Annotated in this window: 11 protein-coding genes; 7 read left to right on the top strand and 4 right to left on the bottom strand. The window is 54.4% G+C overall.

Going from position 1 to position 13,844, the window contains the following annotated elements:
• Nucleotides 1–12 precede the first annotated feature (12 nt).
• Nucleotides 13–747, top strand: a complete 735-nt coding sequence (locus tag BN3795_RS06680; RefSeq protein ID WP_068783922.1) for a Crp/Fnr family transcriptional regulator — start codon at nt 13–15, stop codon at nt 745–747.
• A gap of 981 nt (nt 748–1,728) precedes the next feature.
• On the opposite strand, the gene BN3795_RS06675 is transcribed toward BN3795_RS06680, so the two are convergent.
• The 4 genes from BN3795_RS06675 to BN3795_RS06660 all read right to left on the bottom strand — a co-directional run bounded on the left by BN3795_RS06675 (nt 1,729) and on the right by BN3795_RS06660 (nt 5,782).
• Nucleotides 1,729–3,147, bottom strand: coding sequence for a copper amine oxidase N-terminal domain-containing protein (locus BN3795_RS06675; RefSeq protein WP_068783921.1), 1,419 nt, complete (start codon nt 3,145–3,147; stop codon nt 1,729–1,731).
• Nucleotides 3,148–3,178: 31 nt separating this feature from the next.
• On the bottom strand, nt 3,179–4,567 hold the full coding sequence (locus tag BN3795_RS06670) for an MBOAT family O-acyltransferase (protein ID WP_068783920.1): 1,389 nt from the start codon (nt 4,565–4,567) through the stop codon (nt 3,179–3,181).
• 163 nt (nt 4,568–4,730) lie between these two features.
• Nucleotides 4,731–5,411, bottom strand: a complete 681-nt coding sequence (locus BN3795_RS06665) for a CidB/LrgB family autolysis modulator (protein WP_068784060.1) — start codon at nt 5,409–5,411, stop codon at nt 4,731–4,733.
• The gene (locus BN3795_RS06660) at nt 5,411–5,782 is read right to left on the bottom strand and encodes a CidA/LrgA family protein (RefSeq protein WP_068784061.1); all 372 of its coding nucleotides are present in this window, start codon (nt 5,780–5,782) and stop codon (nt 5,411–5,413) included. Before BN3795_RS06660 ends, BN3795_RS06665 begins: the two co-directional genes overlap by 1 nt.
• Nucleotides 5,783–5,921: 139 nt before the next feature.
• Here BN3795_RS06660 and cidR point away from each other — a divergent pair, with 139 nt between their 5' ends.
• The 6 genes from cidR to BN3795_RS06630 all read left to right on the top strand — a co-directional run bounded on the left by cidR (nt 5,922) and on the right by BN3795_RS06630 (nt 13,577).
• Nucleotides 5,922–6,815 (top strand): cidABC operon transcriptional activator CidR, encoded by an 894-nt coding sequence (gene cidR / locus BN3795_RS06655; protein ID WP_110945055.1) that lies wholly within the window; start codon nt 5,922–5,924, stop codon nt 6,813–6,815.
• 117 nt (nt 6,816–6,932) lie between these two features.
• Nucleotides 6,933–8,330, top strand: a complete 1,398-nt coding sequence (locus BN3795_RS06650; protein WP_068783919.1) for an amino acid permease — start codon at nt 6,933–6,935, stop codon at nt 8,328–8,330.
• A gap of 167 nt (nt 8,331–8,497) precedes the next feature.
• Nucleotides 8,498–9,289: a delta-lactam-biosynthetic de-N-acetylase gene (gene pdaA, locus BN3795_RS06645; RefSeq protein ID WP_110945054.1), complete on the top strand. Its 792-nt coding sequence runs from the start codon at nt 8,498–8,500 to the stop codon at nt 9,287–9,289.
• Nucleotides 9,290–9,460: 171 nt separating this feature from the next.
• Complete coding sequence (locus BN3795_RS06640) at nt 9,461–9,931, top strand: MarR family winged helix-turn-helix transcriptional regulator (protein ID WP_068783918.1); 471 nt, start codon at nt 9,461–9,463, stop codon at nt 9,929–9,931.
• 29 nt (nt 9,932–9,960) lie between these two features.
• Nucleotides 9,961–11,688: an ABC transporter ATP-binding protein gene (locus BN3795_RS06635; RefSeq protein ID WP_068783917.1), complete on the top strand. Its 1,728-nt coding sequence runs from the start codon at nt 9,961–9,963 to the stop codon at nt 11,686–11,688.
• Entirely contained in the window at nt 11,685–13,577 is a 1,893-nt protein-coding gene (locus tag BN3795_RS06630; RefSeq protein ID WP_068783916.1) for an ABC transporter ATP-binding protein, read from the top strand. The genes BN3795_RS06635 and BN3795_RS06630 overlap by 4 nt, the downstream gene beginning before the upstream one ends.
• Nucleotides 13,578–13,844 lie beyond the last annotated feature (267 nt).

Below are 13,844 nucleotides of genomic sequence, written 5' to 3'. Positions count from 1 at the left end.
GGGGCGGGGAAGATGGATCATTCAACCCAACTCTTGCGTTCCTTCCCCTTGTTTCAAGGGCTTTCCGCTGAGGAGGCTGCCCGGATCGGAGCGCTTGTTGTGCCCCGGCTGCTGGCCCGCCGAGCAGCTGTGTTTCGGGAAGGGGATGAGGTGGAGGCGGTATATTTTGTGGCAAACGGGCTGATCAAGACGAGCCGGACGGATGAGAGAGGAAATGAGCAAATTTTCTCGTTTCTGAAGCAGGGTGACATGTTCCCCCTCACCGGCCGGTTCGATGCAGAAGCCTCGCCGGTGACCGCCACTACCGTAGTCGAAACCAGCCTGCTGGCGATCCCGCTCCGCTCCTTCGAGCAGTTGCTGGCGGGTTCCCCGGAACTGGCTTTCAAGATGATGGGCCTGATGAGCGGCAAAATCCGCGAGCTGCAAAGCAAGCTGCTGAATTTGAATCAGCGGAGCGCGGAGGAACGGGGAATATCATTCCTGATCTCCCTCGCGGAGCATTTTGGCGTGGAGCGGGGAGGCGAAGTTGTCGTCCCGATCCCGGTTACGCATCAGGAACTGGCCAGTACGATCGGATTTGCCCGCGAGACCGTGAGTCGCCTGCTGACCAGCCTTCGCAAGGAAGGCGTCCTCCAGGTCAGCCGCAAAGGCTTCGTCGTTCGAGACCTGCAGGCCCTGAAGGAGAAAGTGTGCGTCAAAGAAAATTGCCCGCATTGCCGCGAACTGCAGCGTCTCCGGCAGGGATAGCGGGGCTGCGCACAGGCAGGCGTTGGCGGCAACGTGAGGCTGCTTGCGACACTATGCAGCAAGGTGCGCAATTTGTAGGCAATATGCGGCAACATGGAGTAACACGCGGGAATATGTAGAAATATGTACAATATGTAGCGACATGGAGTAACGTGCGGAAATATGTAGAAATATGTGCAGTATGTGGCATTATGCAGAAACGTGCGCAACATGCGCAATATGTAGCAATATGCAGAAACGTGCGCAACATCCAGCAATATGTAAGCAGCTTGATGCCTGCAGGTTGCGAGGCGAAGCAACGAGCTATGGCAGCGTGTAGTGTGTGCGTGCAATGGTGGTGCGGCACGTACATGACCTGAGGCGGAATGCTGCGCGTGTAGCAACCTGAGGTATGTACCCTTGGTGGCTACGTGCGATAAGTGCAGCGGCGCTGAGCGACGTGTCTTGGCGGCCCTACCTCAGCGTAGCGTATGTGCGCTGCGGCATATCGCAGCCGCTTGAGGTGCTCCGCAGTACTTTGCTGCACTTTGCAGCGTTTTGCGGTGCACTGCCGTGCAGCTTCACGCACGGATATGCTTGCTCCCCAAGTGGGGCGGGCGCTAACGCTTGCCAGAAGTCTTATTTGGGCTTTTGGATTGGTTTTTTATTTTTAACGCTGATCTAGAGCCTTATTTGGTGCAAAACCCGCCGTTTTAGCATCAAAATGAGCGAATAAGCGCTCTGACAAGCGTTACAGTTTTTTAGACGGGATTTTGCAGCCAATAGCGTTGCTCATAAGCGTTACAGCAACAGGCTACCGCCGCGGGTTGCCGCAGCAAGCTATCGCAGCGGGTTACAGCAATAAGCTACGGCAGCAGTCTACAGCAACAGGTCACAGCAGCAGGCATCCGGCCGGCTCGTTGTTCAACGGTTCGCCTGACTTCCTGTTCAGCGTCTCACACAACCACCCCCCTCGCCATACGGCGAGGGGGGTGTCGTCGATTATTTCAACGTAATGTTATACGTTACGATATAAGATTCCTGCTCCGAGTGGTCCACCTCAACCTCACCTTGCAGCAGGTCGATGATTTGGAGCAGCGGGCCGGTCAGCCGGCCGTTGTAGATCTTCGCCGGCGTCTCCAGAGGGGTCTTCGTGCCGTTGACGGTGGCGCTGTCCGCATCAACGGCTACCTTGACCTCCCGGTCGCCGCGGGTCAAGCTGGCGGTCTTCTCGGCGGCGTCATAGTTGAACTCGATACCGGCAGCCACGGCGAAGTCCTTCAACGGTACGCGGACCTGATCGTTATCGGCGGGCGGAAGCTCGTCGAAGGCGATCTCCTGACCGTTCAGTTGGAAGACTACGGAGTACACCGGTCCGTCTTGGTTGATCACCAGGCTTTGCACCTGTTCCTGCAGCAGGCGGTTGTTCAACTCCACATTCGCTGCGGTGACCTGATGGGTGCCTGCGGCGATCTCCTCCACAATCCGGCGATTGATATCGGCGGAATGATGCGACAAATCCTTGTATTCGTCCAGATCGTAGGTAATGGTGCTGTCGCTCTGAAAATCGTACACCCGGACATTATCATAAGCGCTGAACCGCTCGTACATATACTTCTTCATCTCCAGCTGATTCTCGAAGCGCTGGGGATTCAAGCTGTACCACATCTGCTGACGCAAGATGGAATATGGCGGATAGTAGATGATAAACTCGATCTCCGGATGCTTCTCGATAAAGCTCATCGTATTGTCCTCGAAGTTTTGCTTGACGATCTCCAAGGAGGGCTCGTATTCCGCCGTCAACTGCTCCGATATCCGGGCGTCCTGCCACTTCGCAAACACCTGATCCGGCCCATAACTGGCGGAGGCGTCCCAATTGTTCAACAAATCCAGGTTGCGCAACTGGGGCATTTGATCCTTGGGCAGGAGCAGCGCCCCAAACGCATGCTTGACATCGGATATGTTCAGCAGGTATTTATAGTCGTTCCAGATCTTGTTATCGTACAGGTAAAACGGGAAATTAGCTTCATCCCGCACAGCATTGTCCCGGAACGAGAAATAGTCGATCCCCCACAACACCTTTTTAACCTGGCCGGTGCCCACCGCTACATCTGCGATCAAGCGCTGCTCCTTGGCGGTAGAGCCCTCCATTGACAGCTTCATCACGTTGCCGCCGAGCCGTTGGCCAACCTCCGAAGGCACGAAGTTTTCGGTCATGGAACTGCCGAGGATGATTGTGTCATAGGCGTAGTTCTTAGCCAGGCCGGGGGTTTGATATCGCTGCTGCTTGGTAAAGAGCGGCGGATAGGAGGCCTTCCGGTAGAGCTGCAACGGATCGACGGCATAGACGAACGAACCGACCAGGGTCGCGAACAACAGAACAAAGGCCATAAACCAGACGACGAAACGAATATTTTTCAAGGGAAATTCTCCTTTTTGCCAACGTCAAAAATTAGAACGTAAAATACAAAAATTCGCTGACCTGATTGAAGTACAGGATCGAGAATACGAACAATCCAGCGATATACGCCGCATAACGCAGGTTCGGCTTGAACTTCAGCTTGAGTTCCATCGAATTCCGCGCGAAGATGGCCAGAGCGAAGGCCGCAAGAATCAGCAGCGCTTGGCTTGCCAAAGTCAGGGACACGTGGATTTCACCGATGCTGATCATGCCGCGCAATACCTTAAGCGCATCGTCCCAAGAAGTCGCCCGGAAGAACACCCAGGTGAAATTGATGAACAGGAAAGTGATCAGCCAGCCGCACCAGCGGGGCAGGGCGATCCCGGTCTTTTGCCATAACCGCTGAATGACTTGGGCGATCCCGTGCATCAGCCCCCAGACGATAAAGGTCCAGCCTGCGCCGTGCCAGAAGCCGCCGATCAGAAAAGTCGCTACCAGGTTGAAGTAAGTCCGGAACGTCCCTTTGCGGTTTCCGCCAAGCGGAATATAAATATAATCCTTCAGGAACCGGCTTAACGTCATATGCCAACGGCTCCAGAAATCCTTGATGCTGAGGGCTTTGTAAGGCGAGTTGAAGTTGATCGGCAGCTTAATGTTGAACAGCAGCGCGATCCCGATCGCCATATCCGAATATCCGCTGAAGTCGAAGTACAGCTGGAAGGTATAAGCCAATGAAGTAATCCAGGCTTCGACAAATCCCAGATGCGTTGAAACATCAAAGCCCTGGGTAGCAATAGGCGCCAGCGTATCGGCGATGACCACCTTCTTAAACAAGCCGATGCAGAAAATAAAGAAGCCGCGGGCCACATTGCCCGGGATGATCCTTTTGCTCCGAGGCCGGTCGAACTGGGGCATCATCTCTTTATGATGCAAGATCGGTCCGGCGATCAGATGCGGGTAAAACGTAACGAACAGCACGTAGCTGACGATGCTGTATTCCCTCGCCTTGCCGCGGTAGGCGTCCACAAGATAAGCGATCTGGGTGAAAGTGAAGAAGCTGATCCCCAGCGGCAGCGCCAGCTCCAGCAGCTTGATATGCGAAGCAAACAGCGAATTGATATTCGTAATGAAAAAGTCGGCATACTTATAATAGCCGAGCAGCAGCACGTTGCCGGTAATACCGAGCGTAAGCAGCAGCTTCCGCAGCCGGACCGGCTTGTCGGCGGAATGGTTAATCGAGCGTCCCATCACATAGTTGAAAGCAATTGACGCCAGAATAAGCGGCAGCGACTTGATGCTCCAATAACTGTAGAAGAACAGGGAGGCCGCAGCGAGCCACAGCTTGCCGAATACGGGCGGGCATAACCGGTTCAACAGAAAATAAACGATAAACGAAACCGGCCAAAACGCAAAAATGAATTCGTACGAATTAAAAAGCAAGACTCCAGGCACCTCTCTCAAACGAGAATCATAACTAATTAATCATATAATAGATTGATAGGGGCGACAATGACATTATTTTCCAAATAACGACAAAAAAACGGCCCCGCCGCAGCGGAGCCCAAAGGTGTTGCTATATGTGAAAATTTAGGAGGAACCAACCTTAAAAGTGAAGCACGGCAATCAGCATTGGGGCGACCCCTAATGTAAACAGGGCAGCCAGGATCATGGAGATGCTGGAGATCGTTCCGGTTAAGGAGCTCAGCTCAAACGCTTTGGACGTTCCCGTCCCGTGGGCGCTGGTGCCGAAGAGAACGCCGCGGGCGACCTCCCCTTCAATCCGGAACAGCTTCATGACCAGCGGCCCCAGCATGGCGCCAAGCAAGCCGGTCAGAATGACGAAAACCGCGGTGATGTTCGGTACGCCGCCGATCACCTGCGATACATTCATCGCAATCGGCGTCGTAATCGAGCGGGGGATCAAGCTGCTGATCAACCGGTTATCCAGATGCAGCCATTCGGCCAGAAAGGCCGAGGAGAACATGGCGACCACGGAGCCGCTCAGCACGCTGATGAAAATTTCCACAGCGTGTTTTTTCAGCACATTGTAGTATTTGTACAGCGGGATCGCAAAAGCGATCGTAGCCGGCTGCAGCAGGCTGCTTAGCCATTTGCCTCCGGAATGATAAGCTTCATAAGGGATCTGCGCCCACAGCAAGCCGATGACCAGAATCAACGGAGTGATCAGCAGCGGGGACAAATACACTCTCGGCCGAATAAGATACAGCCGTTTAGAGAGCGCGTAGATAACAAGAGTAGCCGCTAAGAACAAGATACCGATCATCATGAGACTCGGCCCTCCTTTCGTTTTTCGATGCGTGAAGCAATGAACCCGGAACAAACCATAACGATGACGGTACTGAGGATCACAACAATTAAAATCCGAACGCCTTCGCTTTCGAGCAAAGGGATATATTGCATGACGCCAACGGCGGACGGAATAAAGAACAGCAGCAGCTCGGCCAGCAGCCAATTCGCGCCTCGTTCAATCCATTTCAGCTTGACGACGCCTGTCTTTAGCAAGGTAAACAACACGGCAATGCCAAGAATCGAACCTGGAATCGGTAAATGGAGCAGCTCCGCCACCTTATTCAGCGCCATGGAGGCGAGGAACAGGATGGCAACTTGGAGAATTCCGATGCTCATCTCTTTCATCTTGTTCATAAGAGCAGCTCCCTTCTGTATGATTGGTAATGTAAATTTTACAGCGATTATTTTCATGAGTAAAATGAATATATAGAATGAAGATCATTCCATTTGGTTATATAAATTTAAATTAGAGGGGAGCAGGCTGTTGGATATTCGACAAATGCAGGTATTAATCGAGGTCGCAAGGCTGCGGAGCTTTACCAAGGCGGCGGAGGCGCTGTATATTACGCAGCCGTCCATCAGCAAAACGATCAAAGCGATGGAGGAGGAGCTTGGGGTTGTGCTGTTCGACCGGGTTGGCAAAAGAATCGAGTTGACCGACGCCGGCCGGATTATCGCCACGCAGGCCCAGCAAATCGTGACGTCCTTCCAGAATCTGATGGCGGAGCTCGACGATTTGCGCAATTTGAAGAAGGGACATCTTCGGATCGGGCTTCCGCCAATGGTAGGGTCAAGCTTCTTCCCGAAGGTGATTGGGGAATTCCATCAACGTTACCCCGATATCACCATTCAATTATTTGAGGATGGGGCCAAAAAAGTGGAGCAGGACGTCGCCGCGGGAACGCTGGACGTGGGGGTTGTCGTGCTGCCGACTGTGGAGGCGGAGCTCAGCTGTTTTTCTTTTGTTGAGGAGAAGCTCAACCTAGTCGTGCATCCCTCGCATCCGCTCGCGGAGCGGAAATCGGCGGAACTGGCCGAGCTGGCCCAGGACGGGTTCGTGTTATTTCGCGAGGATTTTACGTTGCATGATCGGATTATCGGAGAGTGTGCGAAGGCCGGATTTCAGCCGCATGTCATCTATGAAAGCTCGCAATGGGATCTCATTAGTGAAATGGTGGCCGTCGGCCTTGGCATCACGTTGCTGCCGGAAACGATCTGCCGCGAAATCGATGACGAAGGCGTGCGGATCATCCCGCTCGTCCGGCCGGTGATTCCCTGGAAGCTTGGGATCGTATGGCGCGACGACCGGTATCTGTCATTTGCTACCCGCGAATGGATCCGGTTTGCCCGGGAAGTGCTGACCCCTCAGATGGGCTGAACTCCGCGAATTGTCTGAGAACTGACAAACCTGACGACGTCAGACTACTTGTACAACCGGTGCAGCCTGCCTATAATAGCGAAATGATTCACAAATTGTAGATTAGGGGAAAGTTACATGAGTTTACTGCGAAAGAAATCGATTGCCTCCATGCTTCAAGAGAAGCAATCGGCCGGCGCAGGAGCCGGCGGCATGAAAAAAGAGCTGGGCGTCTTTGACCTGGCCATGCTGGGCATCGGCTGTATTGTGGGGACGGGGATCTTCGTGCTCACCGGGGTGGCGGCCGCTCAACACGCCGGCCCGGGTTTGATTTTATCCTTCCTTCTGGCAGGGATCGTCTGCGCCTTCTGCGCGTTGTGTTATGCCGAATTTGCCTCCATGGTCCCCGTGACCGGGAGTGCTTATACTTACAGCTATGCCACCTTTGGTGAGTTGATCGCCTGGATCCTCGGCTGGGATATGATTCTGGAATACGGTTTTGCCGCTTCGATGGTCGCCAGCGGATGGTCGGGGTATTTTCAAGGCTTGATGGCCGGCATGGGCATTACGTTGCCAACCGCCCTGAGCAGCGCCTTTGATCCGGCGAACGGTACTTATATCGACGTTCCGGCGATCTTGATCGTCCTCGTGCTGACGTTGATCGTCTCCCGCGGCTCCAAGGAATCCTCCCGGCTGAATTCGATCATGGTCCTCGTCAAAATCGCGGTCATCCTGCTTTTTATCGTCGTGGGAGCGTTCTACGTCAAGCCGGGCAATTGGACGCCGTTTATGCCCTTTGGCTTCAGCGGGGTCGTGACGGGAGCGGCGACGGCCTTCCTGTCCTATATTGGGTTCGATGCCGTAGCCACGGCGGCGGAAGAGGTAAAGAACCCGCAGAGGGACTTGCCGCGCGGCATTTTATGGTCCCTGGTTGTGTGCTCCTTGCTGTACGTTCTCGTGACGGCCGTGCTGACGGGGATTGTTCCTTACGATCAATTAAATGTGAAAAATCCGGTGGCCTTCGCTTTGCAATATATCAACCAGAACTGGGTGGCGGGCTTTATTTCCCTCGGGGCGATCGTTGGCATTACGACCGTATTATTCGTGCTGCTGTTTAGCCAGTCCCGTCTGTTGTATGCGATCGGGCGCGACGGTCTGCTGCCGAAGCCGCTGGCCCGGCTGCATTCAAAGACCGGCGTGCCGGCAGTCAGCACCTGGGTGACGGGGGTTGTGGTTGCGATCTTTGCCGGGCTGATCCCGCTGCGAAAACTGGCGGATCTGGTCAGTATCGGGACCTTGTTCGCGTTTATCTCGGTTTCGCTGGGCATCATCCTTCTACGCAAATCGCGTCCGGACTTAAATCGGTCTTTTCGAGTTCCTCTGGTCCCTTGGATTCCGCTGCTGGCCGTATTGACTTGCGGTTACCTGCTAATCAGCCTGCCCGCGGTGACCTGGATCGCTTTCCTGATCTGGATGGGGATTGGACTCCTCGTCTATTTTGCCTACGGGTACAAGCACAGCGGGCTATCAAAGTAAACTCCGCCGCGAAGAGGCCGAAGTGTTGCCGCACAACCCCCTTTGAGTAGGCCACTCACGGCACGGGCAATTAAAGGGACCAGCGCATATTTCCAGGGAAATTGGCAGATAGTAAGGGGGCATGTCGAAACAAGCTTACCTTGAAAAGCCACGAAGGAGAGAACGCTGTGAAGTTTGCCTTGATCTGTTCATTGCTGGCCAGCCTGCTGTTCGGAACGGGAGGTTCCATTGCCGCAGCTCAGGCGGACGTTGCCCACCACTTCGGGTTCAAAAAAAGCGTCGGCGGACAGCTTCCCTCAATCAATGAGGAAGGTTTCAAAGACATTATCGACAAGAACGGCGCGATTTTCATGGCAGACCCCTCGCACAAGGAATTATTCCTGACGTTCGACAACGGGTATGAGAACGGGTATACCGCGCCGATTCTCGATACGCTGAAGGCAAAGAAGGTCCCGGCGATCTTCTTCGTTACGGGCCACTATATTAAGGATCAGCCGGAGCTTCTTAAGCGCATGGTCGCAGAAGGCCATCTGATCGGCAACCACTCCTGGAGCCACCCGGACATGACGACAATCTCCGACGCACAGATCCGGGAGGAGCTGGAGAAGGTAAAAAGCGCGGCAGGCCGCGTCACCGGACAATCCACGATGGAATTTCTGCGTCCGCCCCGCGGGATTTTCAGCGATCGGACGCTGCGAGTAACGAAGGCGCTGGGATATACGAACGTTTTCTGGTCCGTGGCCTATAAAGACTGGGACGTCAACGACCAGCGCGGGTCGAAATACGCCTACCAGAAAGTGGTATCGCAACTGCACCCCGGGGCGGTAATCCTTTTGCACTCCGTCTCTAAGGACAATGCGGCGGCCCTGGGGGCGATTATTGACGAAGCCCGGCGTCAGGGGTACGAGTTCAAAAGCCTGCAGGATCTGAAACTGGAACACAAGCCCATAGAACCCTGAATTTCAGACCGTTACAGACGGGCTCAGCGCTCGTTTGTACGGTCTTTTTTTGCCTGATTTGTCTGAATTTTGACGGCGCTTGACTTCGCTGGGTGCGGCTCTTATAATTAGGCGTACGAAATAATAGTATTCCTAATATTTAAACTGTGTAAATAAATAGGGGGGATTGATTTGTTCACCGGTGATAACCCGCAGGCGCTTAGTCTGCTGAAGGCTTTTCACCGCTTTCGGAGGCTGGATTTCAGTAAGCTGACGCCGTCGGCGTTGAAACCAAGCGAAGTCAGACTGATGTTCCATCTTCTGCATGGGATGGAGAAGGAGGAGCGCGGGGTAACCGTCTCCGAGCTTAGTGCGATGTTGGAGGTGGCGTCTCCGACCGTTACGCCGCTTGTTCGCAGCCTTGAGGAGCGCGGGCTGGTCTTGCGTTACAACGACAAGGAGGATCGTCGGGCCGTTCGGGTCAAGCTGACGGAGCAGGGGCTGGACCATATCAGGGAGACGGCCAAGAAACGCTCCGCCCAAGTCCAGGAGCTGGTGGAGTTCTTGGGCGAGGAGAAGAGCCAGCAGCTGATTGAGCTGTTGGAGCAGGTGTACGCGTATGTAGAGATGCAAGTCACTAAAGAGAAAATTCAAGAGCAATGAATGAATAGAACACGTGGAGATGATAGGACTTGATCAAACTTTTCCGCAATTTGAAACCATACCGCTGGCTTGTGGTGGCGGTACTAGTGTTCGTCTTCTTCCAGACGTTATCCGAGCTCTATTTACCGACGTTGATGTCGGACATCGTAAACAAAGGGGTCGTGACCGGGGACACGCCATATATTTGGAAGATCGGCGGGTTTATGCTGTTGGTCGCGCTGGGCGGAATGGCTTGCTCGATCGCAGCCAGCTACTTCTCGTCGAAGGCGGCTACCGGCTTCGGGAAGCTGCTCCGCGGCAAGGTGTTCAAGCATGTCTCGAATTTCTCGCTGGAGGAGTTTGACACCATAGGCACCGCTTCGCTAATTACTCGCACGACCAACGACATTACGCAAGTGCAGCAGGTGTTGATCATGATCCTGCGCATGATGGTAATGGCGCCGATGATGTGCTTGGGCGGCATCATTATGGCCGTTTCCAAGGATGCAACGCTGTCGCTGGTACTGGTGGTCATCTTGCCGGTGTTGGCCGGGGCGATCTTCCTGATCGCGCGCAAAGGGCTGCCTTTATTCAAAGCGATTCAGAAGAAAATCGATAAGTTGAATCTCGTGATGCGCGAAAGCTTGACCGGGATTCGCGTCATTCGTTCGTTTAACCGGACCGACTACGAGAGCAAACGATTCGACGCCGCGAACCTGGATTTAACGGATACGTCGATCAAGGTCAACAAAATTATGGCCTTTATGATGCCGATTATGATGCTGGTCATGAACCTGTCCTCCGTGGCGATTATTTGGTACGGCGGCTTGCGGATCGACGCGGGGCATATGCAGGTTGGCGACCTGATGGCGTTCCTGCAATATGCGATGCAAATCATGTTTTCACTGGTGATGGTATCGATGATGTTCGTGATGATCCCCCGAGCTTCGGCTTCGGCTATCCGGATTAATGAAGTGCTGGACATGGTGCCGGTAATCAAGGATTCGGCAGCGGGCAGCCGGTCAACGGAAGCCAAGGGACTGGTTGAATTCCAAAATGTTTCCTTCAGCTATCCGGGGGCCGAACAGCCGGCCGTCCAGGACATCACGTTCACCGCCAAGCCGGGCCAAGTGACGGCGATCATCGGCGGGACGGGCTCCGGGAAATCAACGCTGATCAGCTTGATTCCGCGGTTTTACGATGTCCAGGAAGGAAATGTCCGGGTTGATGGCGTAGACGTCCGCGACATGACGCAGGAAGAGCTGCGCAGCAAGATCGGTTTCGTACCGCAAACGGCGGTGTTATTCTCCGGCACGATCAGCGAGAACATCCGCTATGGGAAAGAGGATGCAACCGATGAGGAAGTGCGCCGGGCGGCGGAGATTGCTCAAGCAAGTGACTTCATTGGCAAAATGGAGCAAGGCTTCGATTCGCCGATCGCTCAAGGCGGTACCAACGTTTCCGGCGGGCAGAAGCAACGGCTGTCGATCGCGCGAGCGCTGGTGCGGCCGGCGGAAATCTACATTTTCGACGACAGCTTCTCGGCGCTTGATTTCAAAACGGATGCGAAGCTGCGGGCGGCCTTGAAGCAGGAAACGAAGGAATCCACAGTGATCATCGTCGCCCAGCGGGTGAGCACCGTGCTGGATGCCGATCAAATCATCGTGATGAACGATAGCCAAATCGCCGGAATCGGCACGCATCAAGAATTGATGGAGTCGTGTGACGTTTATAAAGAAATCGTGTATTCGCAGCTTTCAGAGGAGGAGATCGCATGAGTCGGGAGCAAACGGATAGAAAACGCGGATTCGGCGGCCCTCGACGCGGGCATGGCGGACCAGGGGGGCCTGGGATGGGCATGCCCATGGAGAAAGCGAAGGATTTCAAAGGAACCTTAAAGCGATTGATCCGATACTTGAGACCGCACAAGGTTCAACTGGCCGCCGTGTTGGTCATGGCGATTTTGAGCACCGTGTTCAGCATCTTCAGCCCGAAGGTGATGGGGAAAGCGACCACCAAGTTGTTCGAAGGCTTTATGGCCAAGATTCAACAGGTTCCCGGCGCAAAGATCGACTTCCAGTATGTATGGCAGATCATCCTGATACTGATTGGGTTATATGTGCTGAGCGCTTTATTCAGCTATGTTCAGCAATATTTGATGGCCGGCGTGGCCCAGAAGACCGTGTACGACCTGCGGAAGGACGTTAATGCGAAGCTGAACAAGCTGCCGCTGAAGTACTTCGATGCTCGAACACATGGCGAAATTCTAAGCCGGGTCACCAATGACGTCGACAACATCGCCAGCACCTTGCAGCAGAGCTTGACCCAACTGATCACATCGGTCCTGACGATTATCGGCGTGATTGCCATGATGTTATCGATTAGTCCGCTGATGACCTTGATCGCCGTGTTGACATTGCCCCTTAGCATCGTGGCCATCACCTCGATTGCCAAACGTTCGCAGAAGCAGTTTGTTCGCCAGCAGAAGGAACTGGGTCAGCTGAACGGTCATGTTGAGGAAATGTACACCGGGCACAAAATCGTTAAGGCCTTTGGCCGCGAAGCGAAGTCGCTGGAACAGTTCGATAACATTAACGAACGGCTGTATGAAGCAGGCTGGAAGGCGCAGTTTATCTCCGGCGTCATCATGCCGATCATGAGCTTTATCGGCAACATCGGATACGTGCTCGTGTCGGTGGTCGGCGGCATTCTCGTTACCAAGAGAACGATCGAAATCGGGGATGTACAGGCATTTATCCAATACTCCCGCCAATTTACGATGCCGATCACGCAGACCGCCAATATCGCCAACATCATCCAATCGACCGTTGCTTCGGCGGAGCGGGTATTTGAAATTTTGGATGAGGAGGAGCAGGTGCCGGAAGCCGAGAATCCGGTCGTATTGGAGGAACCGCACGGCAACGTAGCCTTTAACCACGTTCAGTTCGGTTACGACCCGGAGCATTTGCTCATTGAGGACATGAACATCGATGTGAAGCAGGGACAAACAATCGCGATCGTCGGGCCAACCGGCGCAGGCAAAACAACGCTGATCAACCTGTTGATGCGCTTCTATGAGGTGAATGGCGGTTCGATCACCGTGGACGGGGTGAACATCGCCGAGATGAAACGCGGCGACCTGCGCAGCCTGTTCGGCATGGTATTGCAGGATACGTGGCTGTTTAACGGCACGATCCGCGACAACATCGCCTATGGCCGGGAAGGCGCGACCGACGAGGATGTCGTGCAGGCTGCCAAGACGGCCTATGCCGATCACTTTATCCGTACGCTGCCGGGCGGATATAACACGATCCTGAACGAGGAAGCGTCGAACATTTCGCAAGGGCAGAAGCAGCTCTTGACGATCGCCCGGGCCATCCTCGCCGATCCGGCGATCCTCATCCTCGACGAAGCCACAAGCAGCGTCGATACCCGGACGGAAGTGCATATCCAGAAAGCGATGAACGAGCTGATGAAGGGCAGAACAAGCTTTGTCATCGCCCACCGGCTATCGACGATTCGGGACGCCGATCTCATCCTCGTGATGAACCACGGCACCGTAATCGAGAAGGGGACGCACGACGAGTTGCTGGCACTCGGCGGCTTCTACGCCGACCTATACAACAGCCAGTTCACTAAAGGCAGCTTCGAGCCGGAGGCAGTATAATCGCAGAGCAGCAGAGCGCAATAGCGCCCGCGCCTGCTTGCGTAACCTCCTCAGCCGCCTCCGCTGTGCTTCAATAAATCAACGAACGCTCCCGCATGCGCGGGGGCGTTCGTTGATTTTTAGCTTAGCGGTACTTCGCTGTATGACAGCGGTCGGTCGACCACATGCTTGGCTCTCTTTGCATCATTATCCCTTTGGTTATGGGAGCGCGTGGAAGGTCTCCTCGGCCAGACGGCGTAGCGCTGCTTCCTTGCGGATGTGCCGCTT

This window comes from Paenibacillus phocaeensis (assembly GCF_900021165.1).
GTDB lineage: Bacteria > Bacillota > Bacilli > Paenibacillales > Paenibacillaceae > Fontibacillus > Fontibacillus phocaensis.
Note: the sequence above shows the minus strand (reverse complement) of the source record. Positions and strands in the feature narration are given on the sequence as shown.

What these genes read in the sequence shown, in the direction of transcription:
- BN3795_RS06680 (WP_068783922.1), top strand. Translation starts at nt 13, where the DNA reads ATGGATCATTCAACCCAACTCTTGCGTTCCTTCCCCTTGTTTCAAGGG.
- BN3795_RS06665 (WP_068784060.1), bottom strand. Translation starts at nt 5,411, where the DNA reads ATGATCGGTATCTTGTTCTTAGCGGCTACTCTTGTTATCTACGCGCTC.
- BN3795_RS06660 (WP_068784061.1), bottom strand. Translation starts at nt 5,782, where the DNA reads ATGAAAGAGATGAGCATCGGAATTCTCCAAGTTGCCATCCTGTTCCTC.
- BN3795_RS06650 (WP_068783919.1), top strand. Translation starts at nt 6,933, where the DNA reads ATGAGTTTACTGCGAAAGAAATCGATTGCCTCCATGCTTCAAGAGAAG.
- BN3795_RS06630 (WP_068783916.1), top strand. Translation starts at nt 11,685, where the DNA reads ATGAGTCGGGAGCAAACGGATAGAAAACGCGGATTCGGCGGCCCTCGA.